This window comes from Halopseudomonas salegens (genome assembly GCF_900105655.1).
Lineage (GTDB): Bacteria > Pseudomonadota > Gammaproteobacteria > Pseudomonadales > Pseudomonadaceae > Halopseudomonas > Halopseudomonas salegens.
In genome coordinates, this window is the sequence record NZ_LT629787.1 from 2,445,248 (window position 1) to 2,461,522 (window position 16,275).

At 59.5% G+C, this 16,275-nt stretch carries 16 protein-coding genes; 12 read left to right on the forward strand and 4 right to left on the reverse strand.

The annotated features are described in order from the left end of the window. Positions 1–13 precede the first annotated feature (13 nt). Together epmA and BLU07_RS11195 are read right to left on the reverse strand one after the other, a co-directional pair. On the reverse strand, positions 14–967 hold the full coding sequence (gene epmA, locus BLU07_RS11190; RefSeq protein ID WP_092386942.1) for an EF-P lysine aminoacylase EpmA: 954 nt from the start codon (positions 965–967) through the stop codon (positions 14–16). A gap of 38 nt (positions 968–1,005) precedes the next feature. After that, positions 1,006–1,428 carry an Mpo1 family 2-hydroxy fatty acid dioxygenase gene (locus tag BLU07_RS11195; RefSeq protein ID WP_092386944.1) on the reverse strand — a complete coding sequence of 141 codons (423 nt, stop codon included), beginning with the start codon at positions 1,426–1,428 and terminating at the stop codon, positions 1,006–1,008. A gap of 350 nt (positions 1,429–1,778) precedes the next feature. Between BLU07_RS11195 and BLU07_RS11200 the strand changes: the two genes are divergently transcribed. From BLU07_RS11200 to BLU07_RS11225, 6 genes are all read left to right on the forward strand, one after another. Beyond that, the gene (locus tag BLU07_RS11200) at positions 1,779–2,579 is read left to right on the forward strand and encodes a hydroxymethylpyrimidine/phosphomethylpyrimidine kinase (protein WP_092386946.1); all 801 of its coding nucleotides are present in this window, start codon (positions 1,779–1,781) and stop codon (positions 2,577–2,579) included. Then, positions 2,576–3,211, forward strand: a complete 636-nt coding sequence (gene thiE, locus BLU07_RS11205) for a thiamine phosphate synthase (protein WP_092386948.1) — start codon at positions 2,576–2,578, stop codon at positions 3,209–3,211. The genes BLU07_RS11200 and thiE overlap by 4 nt, the downstream gene beginning before the upstream one ends. Before the next feature lie 8 nt (positions 3,212–3,219). After that, positions 3,220–4,500: a glutamate-1-semialdehyde 2,1-aminomutase gene (gene hemL / locus BLU07_RS11210; RefSeq protein ID WP_092386950.1), complete on the forward strand. Its 1,281-nt coding sequence runs from the start codon at positions 3,220–3,222 to the stop codon at positions 4,498–4,500. After that, complete coding sequence (locus BLU07_RS11215) at positions 4,497–5,153, forward strand: hypothetical protein (RefSeq protein WP_092386952.1); 657 nt, start codon at positions 4,497–4,499, stop codon at positions 5,151–5,153. The genes hemL and BLU07_RS11215 overlap by 4 nt, the downstream gene beginning before the upstream one ends. A gap of 2 nt (positions 5,154–5,155) precedes the next feature. Then, positions 5,156–5,707, forward strand: coding sequence for a tetratricopeptide repeat protein (locus tag BLU07_RS11220; RefSeq protein ID WP_092386954.1), 552 nt, complete (start codon positions 5,156–5,158; stop codon positions 5,705–5,707). A 199-nt stretch (positions 5,708–5,906) separates the two neighbouring features. Continuing rightward, on the forward strand, positions 5,907–7,235 hold the full coding sequence (locus BLU07_RS11225; RefSeq protein ID WP_092386956.1) for a response regulator: 1,329 nt from the start codon (positions 5,907–5,909) through the stop codon (positions 7,233–7,235). A 52-nt stretch (positions 7,236–7,287) separates the two neighbouring features. Here BLU07_RS11225 and BLU07_RS11230 read toward each other — a convergent pair whose 3' ends face one another. Continuing rightward, positions 7,288–7,614 (reverse strand): DUF1820 family protein, encoded by a 327-nt coding sequence (locus BLU07_RS11230; protein WP_092386958.1) that lies wholly within the window; start codon positions 7,612–7,614, stop codon positions 7,288–7,290. A 156-nt stretch (positions 7,615–7,770) separates the two neighbouring features. Here BLU07_RS11230 and miaB point away from each other — a divergent pair, with 156 nt between their 5' ends. From miaB to lnt, 5 genes are all read left to right on the forward strand, one after another. After that, positions 7,771–9,096, forward strand: coding sequence for a tRNA (N6-isopentenyl adenosine(37)-C2)-methylthiotransferase MiaB (gene miaB / locus BLU07_RS11235; RefSeq protein WP_092386964.1), 1,326 nt, complete (start codon positions 7,771–7,773; stop codon positions 9,094–9,096). Positions 9,097–9,377: 281 nt separating this feature from the next. After that, positions 9,378–10,418: a PhoH family protein gene (locus BLU07_RS11240; RefSeq protein ID WP_092386966.1), complete on the forward strand. Its 1,041-nt coding sequence runs from the start codon at positions 9,378–9,380 to the stop codon at positions 10,416–10,418. Then, complete coding sequence (gene ybeY / locus BLU07_RS11245) at positions 10,408–10,866, forward strand: rRNA maturation RNase YbeY (protein ID WP_092386968.1); 459 nt, start codon at positions 10,408–10,410, stop codon at positions 10,864–10,866. Before BLU07_RS11240 ends, ybeY begins: the two co-directional genes overlap by 11 nt. 5 nt (positions 10,867–10,871) lie before the next feature. Then, positions 10,872–11,711, forward strand: a complete 840-nt coding sequence (locus tag BLU07_RS11250; RefSeq protein ID WP_092386974.1) for an HlyC/CorC family transporter — start codon at positions 10,872–10,874, stop codon at positions 11,709–11,711. A 13-nt stretch (positions 11,712–11,724) separates the two neighbouring features. Then, positions 11,725–13,260, forward strand: coding sequence for an apolipoprotein N-acyltransferase (gene lnt, locus BLU07_RS11255; RefSeq protein WP_092386976.1), 1,536 nt, complete (start codon positions 11,725–11,727; stop codon positions 13,258–13,260). Here the strand turns inward: lnt and BLU07_RS17605 are convergent. After that, a complete protein-coding gene (locus BLU07_RS17605) occupies positions 13,177–13,473 on the reverse strand; it encodes a hypothetical protein (protein WP_157719188.1) in 297 nt (98 codons plus the stop codon). The genes lnt and BLU07_RS17605 overlap by 84 nt on opposite strands. A gap of 189 nt (positions 13,474–13,662) precedes the next feature. On the opposite strand from BLU07_RS17605, the gene leuS reads away from it, so the two are divergent. Continuing rightward, positions 13,663–16,269, forward strand: coding sequence for a leucine--tRNA ligase (gene leuS, locus BLU07_RS11265; RefSeq protein WP_092386980.1), 2,607 nt, complete (start codon positions 13,663–13,665; stop codon positions 16,267–16,269). The last annotated feature ends 6 nt before the right edge of the window (positions 16,270–16,275 follow it).

A 16,275-nucleotide genomic window follows, 5' to 3' on the forward strand; every position in this document is an offset into this window, starting at 1 on the left:
ATGAGCAACACATTCATGCTCGCTCAAAGGGAAAGGCCAGCACTTCAGCAATGTGCTCCGCCCCTTCGGCCAGCATAAGCAACCGATCGAAGCCCAGGGCCACACCCGCGCAGTCAGGCAACCCCGACTCAAGGGCAGCCAGAAGATTCTGATCCAATGGGCGAGGCGGCTGCCCCAAAAGCTGAACTTTTCGCGCATCCTCGGCAAATCTGCTGGCCTGCTCGGCAGCATCAATTAGTTCATGGTACCCATTGGCCAACTCCATACCGCCGACAAAGAACTCAAAGCGCGCCGCCACCGGATAGCTGTCATCGCTCGCCGTAATTCGCGCCAGTGCAGCCTGCGAAGCAGGATAGGCATAGACAAAGGTCGGCTGCTGCAGCGTCGGCTCAATACAGTGCGAGAACAACAAATCCAACCAACCATCACGCGCCAGCTCGCCTTTGAAGCCGGTATGCTGCTCACCCAGAGCACGCAGGCTGGAAGTGGCGCAGGCATGAATATCCAGACCGGCAAAGTGCTCGGCAAACACATCCGCATACCTCACCCGGCGTGCGCTTGAATGCCCGAGCAGCCCGGAGGTCAAGGCTTCAACCTCATCCATCAATTGATGATGATCGAAACCCGGACGATACCATTCAAGCATACTGAATTCAGGGTTATGCCGCCGGCCCACTTCACCATTGCGAAATACCCGACACAGCTGCCAGATAGCACCGGACCCGGCGGCCAGAAGACGCTTCATGGGGTATTCGGGTGAGGTGTGCAGATAACAATGCCGAGCCTGTCCATCCCGGTCTACCCGCGTCTGCATCGGCTCAAGCATCGGGTCTGCTACTGCTGCAGCAGAGAGTATCGGAGTATCAACCTCAAGCACTTCACGCGCGGCAAAGAAATCCCTGATGGTTTGCTGCATAACAGCCCGGCGACGCAAAGTCGCCATGCTGGCACTTGGTTGCCAGGTCATAGTTCATTCCAGAAAATACAGAGTCACAGAGTGTGTTGTCAGTAACTCACACCCAGCTTGCGAAACACAAACCCCAGCAGCCAGGCCGGCCCCACCAGCAGGAACTGGACATCCTTGAAAAATGACGGTTTCTTGCCTTCCACCTGATGCCCGTAGAACTGCCCGATCCAGGCCAGCACAAAAATCGCCAGCGACGGCCAGAACACATAAGGCATCACGCTCAGAATCAGCAGCATGATCAGTCCGAGCACCAGCATCGCTGCGCCAATGCGCCAGGACAAGCTGAGATAAAACACCATCGACAACGCCAAAGCCCCTACCGCCACCCAGGGATGAATCGCCCACAGCATGCCCAGCACACTGAAGGTAATCAGTGGCACACAAATCCAGTGCACCAGCTTGTTCACCGGGTTCTGGTGACTTTCGCCATAATCGGCAAACCATTGATCAATCGTTTTCATGGTTACTCCTGCCTTACGCTGTTGTTATTTTTGACCTACAAAAAGATACCTTGGTTTCATGAAGTCTGCACCATTACCCGCAGCGATGAATAACAAGCACTCATTAACAGCACGAATGCCCGCTAGGCCGATTGGCGCTGCCCTGGTCTGGACCGTTAGATGCCAGGGATGGCATCTACGAGTCCCCAGGGAAGGGTTCACGGCGTGTCCAGACCAGGGCAGCGCCAATCGGGCTTACACACCGAACCGACTAAATCAGTGTTTCAAGACACATAACACGAATAAACAGACAAACCCGACAACATATCCACCTCTGCCGACCTGCCTTCAGCAGTGGTAAACTCCACGCCATGAATACACTCGCACCCAATCGTCCCGTCGTACTTTGCCTCTCCGGGCATGACCCCAGTGGCGGTGCCGGCCTGCAAGCCGACATCGAAGCCCTGCTCGCCCAGCATTGTCACGCCGCCCCCACCGTCACCGCCCTGACCGTGCAAGACACCGCCGACGTCAGCGACTTTCGCGTGCTCGACCGCGAATGGGTGCTCGCCCAGGCCAACAAAGTCATCAGCGACCTGCCCGTGTCAGCCGTCAAGCTCGGCATGCTCGGCTCGGTCGAGATGGTCGACACCGTACTGGAACTGATGCAGCGCCTGCCCGACACCCCCCTGGTCTGCGACCCCGTACTGCGCGCCGGCGGCGGCGGTTCGCTGGGCAAGGATGACGTCGGCTATGCCATGCGCGAACGCCTGTTCCCGGTCTCCACCATCGCCACCCCCAACCTGCCCGAAGCACGCATCCTCGCCGAACTGCCCGCGGGCAGCGCAGATGACTGCGCCGAACGCCTGCTCGTGCATATTGACCACCTGCTGATCACCGGCGGGCACGGCGATGAAGCCGAGATTCACAACCGGCTCTATACCCGCAGCGGCGAGCGTCACGACTTCACCTGCCCGCGCCTGCCCGGCAGCTATCACGGCTCCGGCTGCACCCTGGCCAGCGCCCTCGCCGGCCGCCTCGCGCTGGGTGAAGGCCTGGTCAGTGCCGTACGCAGCGCTCTGGATTACACCTGGCGCACCCTGCGTGATGCCGAGCAGCCCGGCCAGGGCCAGTATGTACCGCGTCGCCTGCCGCTGGATTTTGGCGCATGAGCCAGCCTCTTCGCGGCCTCTACGCCATCACCGATAGCCAGTTACTGGCGGACGGCAAACTCTTGCCCTATGTCGATGCTGCCCTGGCCGGCGGCGCCCGACTGCTGCAATACCGCGACAAATCCGGCGATGCCGGCAAACGCCATACCGAAGCCAGCGAACTGGCGCGGCTGTGCCGCTATTACGGTGCCGACCTGATCATCAACGATGATCTGGCGCTGGCCGCCGAACTCGGGGTTGGCCTGCACCTGGGCCGCGACGACGGCTCCCTGCGTGAAGCCCGTCAGGAACTGGGCCGTGATGCCATTATTGGCGCCACCTGCCACGCCAGCCTGGCCTTTGCCGAACAGGCCGCCGCCGAACAGGCCAGCTATCTGGCCTTCGGCCGCTTCTTTCAATCAGTCACCAAACCCGGTGCCCCGGCGGCTACGCCCGTGTTGCTGGAAACCGCCAATCGACGCTTCACCCTGCCCCTGGTAGCCATCGGCGGCGTCAGCACGCACAATGCGCCGCAACTGATCAGTGCCGGCGCCAGCCTGCTGGCCGTGGTTCATGGCTTGTTTGGCGCCAACTCGGCCGAAGAGGTCGAGCGCCGTGCACGGCATTTCAACGAACTTTTTCTCAGCTTGTGAGACACCCTATGTCACGTTCCGAACAACTCTTTGCCCATGCCCAACAGCACATCCCCGGTGGCGTCAATTCCCCCGTGCGCGCCTTCAAGAGCGTGGGCGGCACACCGCTGTTCTTCAAACACGCCGCCGGCGCCTACGTCACCGATGAAGACGACCGTCAGTATGTCGACTATGTCGGTTCCTGGGGCCCGATGATTCTGGGTCACAGCCACCCTGACGTGCTCGACGCAGTGCGCGCACAACTCGAACATGGCCTGTCCTACGGCGCCCCGACCGAGCTGGAAACCGTCATGGCCAACCTGGTCTGCGAACTGGTGCCGTCAATGGACATGGTGCGCATGGTCAGCTCCGGTACCGAAGCGACCATGAGCGCCATCCGCCTGGCCCGGGGTTATACCGGCCGCGACAGCATCATCAAGTTTGAAGGCAACTATCACGGCCATTCCGACAGCCTGCTGGTCAAGGCCGGCTCCGGCGCCCTGACCCTGGGCGTACCCAACTCCCCCGGCGTGCCGGCAGACTTTGCCAGGCACACCCTGACCCTGCCCTACAACGACCTGGCCGCGGTGGAAAAAACCCTGCAAGAAGTCGGCGATCAGGTCGCCTGCATCATCATCGAACCGGTTGCGGGCAACATGAACTGCGTGCCACCGGTTGACGGCTTCCTCGCCGGCCTGCGCACACTCTGTGACGCCCATGGCGTGGTGCTGATCTTTGACGAAGTGATGACCGGCTTCCGCGTTGCGTTGGGCGGCGCCCAGGCCTACTACGGTGTCAACCCGGACCTGACCACCTTCGGCAAGATCATCGGTGGCGGCATGCCAGTCGGCTGTTTTGGCGGCAAACGCGCGATCATGGAACATATCGCCCCGCTCGGCCCGGTCTATCAGGCGGGCACCCTGTCCGGCAACCCGCTGGCCATGGCCGCCGGTATCACCACACTGAAACTGCTCAGCCAGCCCGGCTTTCACGATCGCCTGAGCAGCTATACCAGCCGGATGCTCAGTGGCCTGCAAGAACGCGCCGATGCGGCAGGCATTCCTTTTACCACTAACCAGGCCGGCGGCATGTTCGGCGTGTTCTTTACCAACGCAGACAAGGTCACCACCTTTGATGACGTGATGGCCTGTGATGTCGACCGCTTCAAGCGCTTCTTCCACGCCATGCTGGCCGGTGGCGTGTATCTCGCGCCCAGCGCCTTTGAAGCCGGCTTCACCTCGATTGCCCATGGCGACAAGGAACTGGAGCTGACCCTGAACGCTGCGGAGAAGGCCTTCGCCCAGCTATGATCGCCTTCAGTTACTTGCTGCTGGCCGCCGCTGCGAGCTTTTTCTGCGTATGGCTCTGGCCGCGCCGCCAGCGTTGCCGGCCCGGTGCGCGCGGGGCCATCACTGCAGCCCTGGTCGCCCTGGTACTGGTTATCCTCAGTAGCGGCCTGCATGTACTTGGCCTGATCGGTGTGAGTAACGATGCCGTCGAGCACAGCCAGCGTATCTTCGGTCTGTCTGCCCAGGTGATGACACTGCCGCTGCTCGGGCTGGTCTGTTTTTACCTGGCGCACAACCTGCAATGGTCACCACCCACCTGGGCCAAGATCATCCTCGGTCTGATGGCCTTCTTCGAGCTGTCACGCTACCTGGAACAGCAGATCGCCTATCAATGGCTGGTCAACCTGACCGGGATTGCAGCCCTGCTCGCTGCCTGCGTGATCAGTTGGCCCAGGCAGCGGCTGATCAGCCTGCTGGGTGCGGTCACCGTTGTCAGCGTGCTGCTGCCCGCCTGGTTCGCCAATCAGGTCCCCCTCAGCGCGCTGATGGATGCCAGTGCGCACGCCAGCTGGCTGTTGCCGGGTCTGTTTGCCGTTTGCCTGATGGTTGGCCTGCTCGCCGAACAGGCGCACAATAGGGAAAACACCCCTGCCGCGGACAGCCGCGAGGAATAAGCATGGCCAGCTTCAAGCACCGCTCACTTGCCCGCCTGTCTGTTGCACTGCCGTTGTGCCTGCTGCCCGGCTTGCTGCTTGCGCAAAGCGGCAACCCGTTGCTGATCACCGCGGAAGATCGCTGCGGCTTCGAGCGGGTAGATGACTCCAGCCTGCCGCAGGCCATCGAACGCTGCACCGAAGCAGCCACGCAAGGCGACAGTCAGGCCCAATTCGAACTGGGTGACCTCTACTATCAGGGTGACCGGATAACCCGTGACTTCGATCAGGCACTGAACTGGCTTGAAGAAGCCTCGCTGCAAGGCCATCCGACGGCACAGTACCAGCTGGGCCTGATGCATTATCAAGGCGAAGGCGTTGAGCGCAATCTTGCCCAGGCCTATATCATCCTGAAAATGTCGGCCGTCAACGGAGAAGACGCCGCGATGGATGCCAGCGACCGCATCGCCCTGCAAATGAACCAGGAAGAATTGCAGGTGGCTACGCAGCTGCTCAGCACCCTGTTCCGCAATTACCTTGAGCAAATGCGCGAAGAACAGCTGCAGGGGCGTTAAACCGCCTCCAAAACTACCGGCGTTGCCGCAGCCGCGTTAAAGTGCGCATCCGGACCAAAATACCTATCTGCAACCCGCTGTAGCCCATATGGGCTATGGCTTTCCGCCACATTTTCCGCCCTAATCCAGTCTGCATGCAGTTCGTCGACCACGATGTGCCTAACAAGAACAATTCAACCGCGACGACGACAGGAAAACCATGACACGCAAACGTGCTCTGGTAGTGGATGATTCACGCTCGGCCAGACTGATTCTCAAGCGCCTGCTTGAGCAACACGGCATTGCCGTTGACGAAGCCGCCTCGGCCGAAGCAGCCCTCGACTTTCTGCACTACCACAAGCCCAACGCCATTTTCATGGACCACATGATGCCCGGCATCGATGGCCTGGAAGCGGTACGGATTATCAAAAGTGATCCGGAAACAGCGCTGATTCCGATCATGATGTACACCTCACGCGAAGGTGGCGAGCTGTACCTCAGCCAGGCACGTGCACTGGGTGCTGTCGGTGTACTGCCCAAGGAAATGAAGTCGGTCGACCTGCCGGCCATGCTGCGCACCCTGCATCTGCTGGATGATGATTCGCCCAGACCAGCGACCGCCGAACCCGTCAGCATCGATATAGACAGCAAGCCCTACAGACCAGCCGAATTGCGCCCCGAACCGGCACCGACAATGGATTTTCAGGCAGTCAACAGTGCCGCGCGTGCCGCAGCCGATGACGCCGTACTCAACACCTTGCGCCCGCAGCTGGAACGCCAGACCCGTGCACTGCGACAAAGTCTGCGTGAAGAATTGCAGCGCCTTGACAGCAACCGGCCTGAACCAGGCCCGGCTCGATCAGAACCCGTGCGCCGCTGGCCAGCACTATGCTTCGGCCTGCTGTTGGGGGTGAGCGGAACCTTTGGCGCCTATCAACTGATCGCTGACTCGCACGGCAACACCACGCCAGCTGCCGGGAACCCCGGCACAAATACCACGCCGGCACAGGAGCAAGGGCTGTGGCTGAGCGCCATGGCTGAAGAGAAAAACCGCACGGCACGCGAACAGGTTGCCTTGCTGCGTGCTCTGGAATGGGGGCTCAACCACAACGGACAATTCGACTTCGGCAGTATCCCTTTCGACAACGCCCTGCTCGGGCGACTGAACGAGCTCTTGCCTCTACTGCATGCCGGCGGTTTTCGAGGCCGTATCGAACTGACTGCACACAGCGGGCAGTTCTGCCTGCAGCAAAATGCCGAAAGCAGCCTGCAAATAGCGCCGGAGGGGTTACCGTTAACGGAGTGTGATGGCCTGAACAGCGAAGCAGAGCGCTTGCAGCGCAGCCGCGAACTGGAATCACTGGCCTTCGCCCGGTTTGCCAATCAACAACCCTTGCTGAACGGAAGTCCGATCACTCTGCAGCTCAATCCGAGCCGGGGCGATCAGCCGCTGGCCGAGTACCCCCCGGTAAACAGCATGCTCACTGCCAGCGACTGGAATGCGATTGCCAGGCAAAATCAAAGAGTCGAGATACGTCTGGTTCGTTAATGAGCCTCTGAATACGCCGGCGAGGCAGGTAGTTTTCAGAGGCTCATTTTGATCAGGGGGTAAGAGGTGGCCCCGGAAAGGTCATGATATTGCTACCCCCCTTGGCTTCACTCACCTTGGGTGCACCCGCACGTTCCACTTCGTCGATGCGCACGATCGCATGCACCGGAATAAAACTGCGTTTGACGCCTTCAAATTGACTTTTCAGCTTTTCTTCGCCCGGATCAACCAGCATCTGAGAGCGTTCGCCAAATACCAGCTCCTCGATCTCCATGAAGCCCCACAACTCACTCTGGTAGATCTGGCGCGCATAGAGTTCGAAGACTTCACCCTGGTTGAGGAAGATAACGCGAAAGATCGGCTGCTTGTCGCTACTCATGATGCGCCCATCGACTGAAAATAAAGGGCGCGAAGCATAGCACAACCCAATACCGACGCAGAATAGCGACCGACCGCTGGTAGCATCGCAGGCATAACAAAGGGCCCGTCATCCGTGTATAATCGCGCCTTTTCAGCAAGGTTACGCCCGACGCCCATGGCCAAGAAACTCTTTATCCAGACCCACGGTTGCCAAATGAACGAGTATGACAGCTCGCGCATGGCCGACCTGCTCGGCGAACATCAGGCAATGGAACTGACCGACAGTCCCGATCAGGCTGACATCATCCTGCTCAATACCTGCTCGATTCGGGAAAAAGCCCAGGAGAAAGTCTTCTCCGAGCTCGGCCGCTGGCGCCCGCTGAAAGAAAAGAATCCCGACCTGATCATCGGCGTTGGCGGCTGCGTCGCCAGCCAGGAAGGCAGCGCCATCCGTGATCGCGCCAGTTACGTCGACGTCGTCTTCGGCCCCCAGACCCTGCACCGTCTGCCGGAAATGATCGATGCCGCGCGCACCACCAAGACCGCCCAGGTTGACGTCTCCTTCCCGGAAATCGAGAAATTCGACCGCCTGCCGGAGCCGCGCATCGACGGCCCCACGGCCTTCGTCTCCATCATGGAAGGTTGCAGCAAATACTGCAGCTTCTGCGTCGTACCCTACACCCGTGGCGAAGAAGTCAGCCGCCCCTTCGATGACGTACTCGCCGAGGTTATCCACCTGGCGGAAAACGGCGTGCGCGAAGTGACCTTGCTGGGCCAGAACGTCAACGGCTACCGTGGCCAGACCCACGACGGCAGCATCGCCGACCTGGCTGACCTGATCCGCGTGATTGCCGCCATCGACGGCATCGACCGCATCCGCTACACCACCAGCCACCCGCTGGAATTTTCCGACAGCCTGATCCAGGCCCATGCCGAGGTACCGGAACTGGTCAAGTACCTGCACCTGCCTGTGCAATCCGGCTCCGACCGCGTACTCGCCGGCATGAAGCGCAACCACACCGCGCTGGAATACAAGTCACGCATTCGCAAGCTGCGCGCCGCGGTACCGGACATCATCATCAGCTCCGACTTCATCATCGGCTTCCCCGGTGAAACCGAGCGCGATTTCGAGCAAACCATGAAACTGGTTGAAGACGTCGGTTTCGACTTCTCCTACTCGTTCATCTACAGCTCGCGCCCAGGCACCCCGGCCGCCGACCTGCCGGACGACACCCCCACCGAGGTGAAAAAACAGCGCCTGCAGATTCTGCAGAACCGCCTCAACCAGCAGGGTTTCGAGAACAACCGCCGCATGGTCGGCACCACCCAGCGCATTCTGGTCAGCGACTACTCGAAAAAAGACCCCGGCATGCTGCAGGGCCGCACCGAGCACAATCGCGTGGTCAACTTCCGCTGCGACAACCCGGCACTGATTGGCCAGTTTGTCGACGTCGAGATTATCGAAGCGCTGCCGCATTCGTTGCGCGGCCAACTACTCTGAGCCTTCAAATCGTCAAGAGAGCACAACGTTGGTAAGTGCTCCGGACGCAGGGCCATGCTGGACCGTCCATGACCAACGACTGCCATGGATGGCAGAAGTACAGAAAACGCAGGAGCAGTTTTCTGTAAGGTCATGGACGAGCTTACAGGGATGTACTTGCAGCGTGTCCAGCATGGTCCTGCGTCCGGGGCACACCCACTGAACCAACCAACGCTTGCAGCCACGATTCCCCAGCTTTATGCTTGAATTCACCAATAGCCACACGGCGACCACGGACTACCTTGAACGCACCCCTGCATATACATCGCTTCACCATTGAACCCGTCGACTCGCGGCGTTTCGCCAGCCTGTGCGGCCAGTTCAACGAACACCTTCAACTCATCGAGCAACGCCTCGGCATCGAAGTGCGCAACCGCGGCAACGAGTTCGAGCTGATTGGCGAACAGGCCCTGACCCGTTCCGCCGAAGCCGTTCTGCGCCAGCTGTACCGCGAAACCCGCGACAACGGCGAACTGACGCCCGATACCGTACACCTGTTCCTGCAGGAATCCGGGCTGGAAAGCCTCAGCGAAGCCCTGCACGACAGCAGCAACCACAAGCCCGTCGTCTTGCGCACGCGCAAAATGACCATCCAGCCGCGCGGCCCCAACCAACAGGCCTACGTACGTTCGATACTGGATCACGACATCAACTTCGGTATCGGCCCGGCCGGTACCGGCAAGACCTATCTGGCCGTCGCCTGCGCCGTTGATGCCCTGGAACGGGAACAGGTGCGTCGCATCCTGCTGGTTCGCCCCGCCGTTGAAGCCGGCGAAAAGCTCGGCTTCCTGCCCGGCGACCTGGCACAGAAGATTGATCCCTACCTGCGCCCGCTGTACGACGCCCTGTATGAAATGCTCGGCTTCGAGCAGGTCGCCAAACTGATCGAAAAGCAGGTCATTGAAGTCGCCCCGCTCGCCTACATGCGTGGCCGCACCCTGAACAACAGCTTCATTATTCTCGACGAAAGCCAGAACACCACCCTGGAACAGATGAAAATGTTCCTCACCCGCATTGGCTTCGGCTCCACCGCCGTGATCACCGGGGACACCACCCAGGTCGACCTGCCACGCGGTACTCGCTCCGGGCTGATTCACGTCACCGAGGTGCTCAAGGGCGTCAAAGGGATCGGCTTTACCGAGTTCAAATCGAAGGACGTGGTCCGTCATCCATTGGTCCAGCGCATCGTTGAAGCTTATGACCGCTTCGATCAGACCCAGGAACAGGCTCGCATGGAGCGACAGGAACGGCACAGCAAGCCGGACAGCAGCAATGACGGTTGAGCTGGATATTCAGCGCGCCACTGAGATCACACCGCAACCCGATGATGCCAAGCTGTTGCTCTGGGCCAAACTGGCCCTGCGCGAGCATCCCGGCAGTGAATTGACCATTCGTCTGGTCGACGCTGACGAAAGCCGCGCCCTGAACCATGCTTATCGAGGCAAGGATGCACCTACCAACGTGCTGTCCTTTCCTGCAGAATTACCGCCCGAACTCGAGATCCCGCTGCTTGGCGATCTGGTGATTTGTGTGCCGGTAGTGGACCGCGAAGCCGGCGAACAAGGCAAAACGGCTGAACAGCATTGGGCGCATATGGTTATCCATGGCTGCTTGCATTTGCTCGGGCATGACCATACAGACGACGTTGAAGCGGATTTGATGGAAAGTCTGGAGCGCCAGTTATTGAGTGAGCTGGGGATACCTGACCCCTATATCAGCAACCAAGAGTGAGGATCATGAGCGAAGACCGATCGACCAATGGACACAAGACCTGGCTGGACAGACTGGTCCAGGCTTTTGTCCATGAACCCAAAAGCCAGCAGGAACTGATCGAACTACTGCGTGAAGCGCACCAGAATGACGTGCTGGATATTGAAGCCCTGTCGATTATTGAAGGCGCCCTGCAGGTCGCTGACATGCAAGTCCGTGACATCATGGTACCGCGCTCGCAGATGACCACCATCAAGGTCACCCAGAGCCCGCGCGACTTTCTGCCCAGCGTGATCGAAGCCGCCCACTCGCGCTACCCGGTGATCGGGGAAAGCATGGATGAAGTTCTTGGCATCCTGCTGGCCAAGGACCTGCTGCCCCTGTTGCTGGAAGGCAGTGTCGAGCGCTTTGACATCAAGGACATCCTGCGCCCGGCCACCTGCGTCCCGGAGTCCAAACGACTCAATGTGCTGCTGCGTGAATTTCGCGCCAATCGAAACCATATGGCCATTGTCATCGACGAATACGGCGGCGTCTCCGGCCTGGTCACCATTGAAGATGTATTGGAACAGATCGTCGGCGACATCGAAGATGAACATGATGTCGATGAAGACGATCAGATCAAACCTTTGTCCAGCAGTGATTTCCTGGTCAAGGGCCTGACCCCGATCGAAGATTTCAATGAGCACTTCGAAACCGAATTTCCCGATGAAGAGTTTGATACCGTTGGCGGCCTGGTGATGAATGCCTTCGGTCACCTGCCCAAGCGCAACGAAGTGGTTGAACTGGATCGCTTTCGTATACGCGTTCTGAATGCCGACAGTCGCCGGGTACACCTGCTGCGCGTCAGTCTGATTCAACCCTGAACGGAACCCCTGCATGCACGAACCCGGCAAGCAATTTCTCGCCTGGCTGAGCAATCCCGGTTGGCCCGGACACTGTATTGCCCTGCTGGCAGGGACCATGAGCACCCTGTCACTGACGCCCTTCGGCCTCTGGCCGCTCGGACTGTTGTCGGTAGCACTGCTCTATACCGGTGTGCAACAACTCAATCCGCAACAGGCTTTCTGGCGTGGTTGGGCCTGGGGATTGGGCCTGTTTGCCAGTGGTGCCTCCTGGGTATATGTGAGCATTCACGTCCACGGTCACGCCCATCCACTGCTCGCGGGCCTGCTGACTGCCGGCTTCGTCAGTGGGCTGGGGCTGGTTTTCGCCCTTATGACCTGGACCTGGGCACGCTGGCTGCGACCTGAGGCATCTGGCTGGCTCAGCCTGTTCGCTTTCAGCGCTCTGTGGGTGCTGCAGGAACTCTTTCGCGGCTGGTTTCTTACCGGCTTTCCCTGGCTCTACCATGGCTACGCACATACCGATACCTGGCTGGCCGGCTGGGCGCCCATTGGCAGTGTCTGGCTGCTCAGCCTGCTCAGCGTGTTTACTGCCTGCCTGCTGACCCGCGTCTGGGCCTGGCGCCGACAACCGCTCCAATTGGCTCTGGCTACCGGGCTGATGGCCGCGATATGGCTTGGTGGCCTGGGCCTTGGCCAGGTGCAATGGACCCAGCCACACAGCCAGCCAGTCAGCGTAGCGCTGATTCAGGCCGACGTGCCGCAATCCCAGAAATGGGACCCGGAGTACATCGACAACAGCCTGGCCCGTTACCGCGACATGAGCTATGCCGTTGCCGGAGTTGACCTGATCGTCTGGTCGGAAACCGCCGTGCCTGTTCTGCAAAGCCACGCCCAGGCCTTTGTCCAGACGATGGCTGACAACTTGCGCGCTGAAGGCAGTCAATTGATTACCGGCATTCCGGCCGACGAATATGCTGATGAGCGCCTGCATATCTACAACGCCATTACCGTCGCAGGCGCCGCTGATCAGACTTACCGCAAACACAAACTGGTGCCCTTCGGTGAATTTGTTCCGCTGGAAGACTGGCTGCGCGGTCTGATTGCCTTTTTCGACCTGCCGATGTCGAGCTTTTCCCGCGGCGGTATTGATCAGCCGCCCTTGCTGGCCGCCGGACAGCGCCTGGCGCCTTACATCTGCTATGAAGTTGTCTATCCGCACTTTGCCGCTCGGCTGGCAGCCAAAAGTGACCTGTTGATTACCATCAGTAACGACAGCTGGTTTGGTCGCTCGCTAGGGCCCTTGCAGCACCTGCAGATGGCTCGCATGCGGGCATTGGAAAGTGGCCGCTGGATGCTGCGCGGAACCAATAACGGGGTTACCGCGTTGATAGATCCGCAAGGAAGGATTACCCAACAGATCCCGCAATTCGAACAGGCCAGCCTGGTCGGTGAAGTCCAGCCCTATCAGGGGCTGACGCCCTGGTTACGCTGGCGTTCCTGGCCGCTGGCAGCAGTCATCGGCAGCATATTGCTGCTCAGCCTGATACAGCGGCGGCGCCAGACTTGAGTGCTGCCCGAGACGGGTCAATACCTGCTGCAGCAACAGCAGATCGCCAGCGCTGAGCCCCTTTACCTCCAGTTCCAGTGGTGGCTGACTGTGACCAGCAAGCCATTGGCGAGTTCGCGCCATATCCAGCGCCTGATCCAGCCGCCGCAACAGTCGGTCATAGCCCTGTTGTGGTCGACATGTGTCCAGCAAGGCTGGTTCCGCTGACTTCATTCGCTGCCTCCTGCCCGCACACACTGCCCGGGCCTTACCGTTTTCTTCCCCTGTGCTTCAGCATAGTCGCCAAAAGAGGCCCCCGGCGAGCCGGCGACGAACGGCATATGACTACCTCAGGTGGCTCGGGTGGTGTATCCTGCCGGCTTACTTCTGACCTTCCGACGAGCCCCTTTGACAGCCCCGACTATGCAAGAACAGTACGCACCCCGAGAGATCGAAGCCGCCGCCCGCAGTGACTGGGATGCCAGCCAGGCCTTCCGCGTGGAAGAAACTCCCGGCCGGGATACCTTCTACTGCCTGTCCATGTTTCCTTACCCCAGTGGCAAACTGCACATGGGGCATGTGCGCAACTACACCATTGGTGACGTGATTGCCCGCTATCAGCGCATGCAGGGCAAGAATGTCATGCAACCGATGGGCTGGGATGCGTTCGGCATGCCGGCAGAAAATGCCGCCATGAACAACCAGGTGCCACCGGCCGAATGGACCTACTCGAACATCGACTATATGCGCAGCCAGCTGCAAAGCCTTGGGCTGGCCATTGACTGGTCTCGTGAGTTCGCTACCTGCCGGCCCGAGTATTACCGTTGGGAGCAGTGGCTGTTTACCCGGCTGTACAAGAAAGGCGTGATCTACCGCAAGAACGGTACCGTCAACTGGGATCCGGTCGACCAGACCGTGCTGGCCAACGAGCAGGTCATCGACGGCAAGGGGTGGCGCTCAGGCGCCGAGATCGAAAAGCGCGATATCCCCATGTATTACTTCCGGATTACCGACTATGCGGAAGAGTTGCTCAGTTCGCTGGATGAGCTGGATGGCTGGCCGGAACAGGTCAAGACCATGCAGCGCAACTGGATCGGCAAATCAGTCGGCATGGAAGTGCATTTCCCCTATGATCAGGCCAGTATTGGCCAGACCGGCAAGCTGAAGGTCTTTACCACCCGCCCGGATACCCTGATGGGCGCTACCTATGTGGCGGTTGCTGCCGAGCATCCGTTGGCAACCCGGGCTGCTGATGGCAATCCGCGCTTGCAGGCTTTCATTGATGAATGCAAACGGGGTGGCGTGGCCGAAGCTGACATCGCCACCCAGGAAAAGAAAGGCCTGCCAACCAACCTCTTCGTCGAACACCCGCTGACCGGGGAAAAATTACCGGTATGGGTCGCCAACTACGTGTTGATGAGTTACGGCGATGGGGCGGTCATGGCTGTACCCGCCCATGATGAACGTGACTTTGCCTTTGCCGACAAGTACAAGCTGCCAATCAAACCGGTGATTCGCACCTCGGCCGGCGATACAACACCCTCGCCCTGGCAAGACGCCTACGCGGAAAAAGGTGTACTGATCAATTCCGATGAATTCGACGGCATGGATTTCGACAGTGCACTGACCGCCATTGGTGAGGTGTTGCAGCAAAATGACCTCGGCGCACCGCGAACCCGCTTCCGCCTGCGTGATTGGGGCATCAGCCGTCAGCGCTACTGGGGTTGCCCGATTCCGGTCATCCATTGTGACAGCTGTGGCGACGTTCCGGTGCCGGATGATCAATTACCGGTAATACTCCCGGAAGACGTGGTGCCTGACGGTACCGGCAGCCCGCTGGCGAAGATGCCTGAGTTTTATGAATGTGCCTGCCCCAGCTGCGGCAAGCCGGCACGGCGTGAAACCGACACCATGGATACCTTTGTTGAATCATCCTGGTATTTCGCCCGCTATGCCTCACCGCATTTCGAAGGCGGCATGGTGGACCCGAAAGCAGCCAATTACTGGCTTCCGGTTGATCAGTACATCGGTGGTATCGAGCATGCCATTCTCCACCTGCTGTATGCGCGCTTCTTCCACAAGCTGATGCGTGATGAAGGCCTGGTCGATAGTGATGAACCCTTCAAGCATCTGCTGACCCAGGGCATGGTACTGGCCGACACCTACTATCGCACTGACGCCAAAGGCGGCAAACAATGGTTCAATCCGGCCGATGTCGAGGTCGAGCGTGACGCCAAAGGCAAGATTACCAGTGCCCGCTTGAGCAGTGATGGCCAACCGGTCGAGATCGGCGGCACCGAGAAAATGTCGAAGTCGAAGAATAACGGCGTTGATCCGCAAGCCATGATCGACCAATACGGTGCAGACACCTGTCGCCTGTTCATGATGTTCGCATCACCGCCGGATATGAGCCTGGAGTGGTCTGACTCCGGGGTCGAGGGCGCTCAGCGCTTCTTGCGCCGGGTCTGGCGTCTTGCCAGTCAGTTTGTTGCTGAAGGCGCGGCTTCAGCACTGGACGTCGGCAGTCTGAACGACGCGCAAAAAGATGTGCGTCGTTCGATTCATCTGGCAATCAGGCAAGCCAGTCACGATATTGGCCAGCAACACAAGTTCAACACCGCCATCGCTGCGGTGATGACCCTGATGAACGTGCTGGAAAAAGCCCCGCAGCAGTCGCCACAGGATCGTGCGCTTTTGCAGGAAGGCCTGGAAGCCGTCACCCTATTGTTGGCACCAATCACTCCGCATATCTGTCACAGTCTGTGGCAGGCCCTGGGTCATGCTGATCCGGTCATTGATGTGCGCTGGCCCAGTGTGGATGACAGTGCCCTGGTGCAAGACACGTTGCAAATGGTGATTCAGGTCAACGGCAAGCTGCGGGCACATATCGACGTTGCTGCCGATGCCAGCCGCGAAGCGATCGAAGCCATCGCCCGCGACAACGAGAATGTACAGCGCTTCACCGAAGGCCTGAGTATTCGCAAGGTCATCGTCGTGCCGGGTAAACTGGTCAATATTGTCGCCAACTGATCGCGG

What these genes read in the sequence shown, in the direction of transcription:
- epmA (WP_092386942.1), bottom strand. Translation starts at nt 967, where the DNA reads ATGACCTGGCAACCAAGTGCCAGCATGGCGACTTTGCGTCGCCGGGCT.
- BLU07_RS11195 (WP_092386944.1), bottom strand. Translation starts at nt 1,428, where the DNA reads ATGAAAACGATTGATCAATGGTTTGCCGATTATGGCGAAAGTCACCAG.
- BLU07_RS11200 (WP_092386946.1), top strand. Translation starts at nt 1,779, where the DNA reads ATGAATACACTCGCACCCAATCGTCCCGTCGTACTTTGCCTCTCCGGG.
- thiE (WP_092386948.1), top strand. Translation starts at nt 2,576, where the DNA reads ATGAGCCAGCCTCTTCGCGGCCTCTACGCCATCACCGATAGCCAGTTA.
- hemL (WP_092386950.1), top strand. Translation starts at nt 3,220, where the DNA reads ATGTCACGTTCCGAACAACTCTTTGCCCATGCCCAACAGCACATCCCC.
- BLU07_RS11215 (WP_092386952.1), top strand. Translation starts at nt 4,497, where the DNA reads ATGATCGCCTTCAGTTACTTGCTGCTGGCCGCCGCTGCGAGCTTTTTC.
- BLU07_RS11220 (WP_092386954.1), top strand. Translation starts at nt 5,156, where the DNA reads ATGGCCAGCTTCAAGCACCGCTCACTTGCCCGCCTGTCTGTTGCACTG.
- BLU07_RS11225 (WP_092386956.1), top strand. Translation starts at nt 5,907, where the DNA reads ATGACACGCAAACGTGCTCTGGTAGTGGATGATTCACGCTCGGCCAGA.
- BLU07_RS11230 (WP_092386958.1), bottom strand. Translation starts at nt 7,614, where the DNA reads ATGAGTAGCGACAAGCAGCCGATCTTTCGCGTTATCTTCCTCAACCAG.
- miaB (WP_092386964.1), top strand. Translation starts at nt 7,771, where the DNA reads ATGGCCAAGAAACTCTTTATCCAGACCCACGGTTGCCAAATGAACGAG.
- ybeY (WP_092386968.1), top strand. Translation starts at nt 10,408, where the DNA reads ATGACGGTTGAGCTGGATATTCAGCGCGCCACTGAGATCACACCGCAA.
- BLU07_RS11250 (WP_092386974.1), top strand. Translation starts at nt 10,872, where the DNA reads ATGAGCGAAGACCGATCGACCAATGGACACAAGACCTGGCTGGACAGA.
- lnt (WP_092386976.1), top strand. Translation starts at nt 11,725, where the DNA reads ATGCACGAACCCGGCAAGCAATTTCTCGCCTGGCTGAGCAATCCCGGT.
- BLU07_RS17605 (WP_157719188.1), bottom strand. Translation starts at nt 13,473, where the DNA reads ATGAAGTCAGCGGAACCAGCCTTGCTGGACACATGTCGACCACAACAG.
- leuS (WP_092386980.1), top strand. Translation starts at nt 13,663, where the DNA reads ATGCAAGAACAGTACGCACCCCGAGAGATCGAAGCCGCCGCCCGCAGT.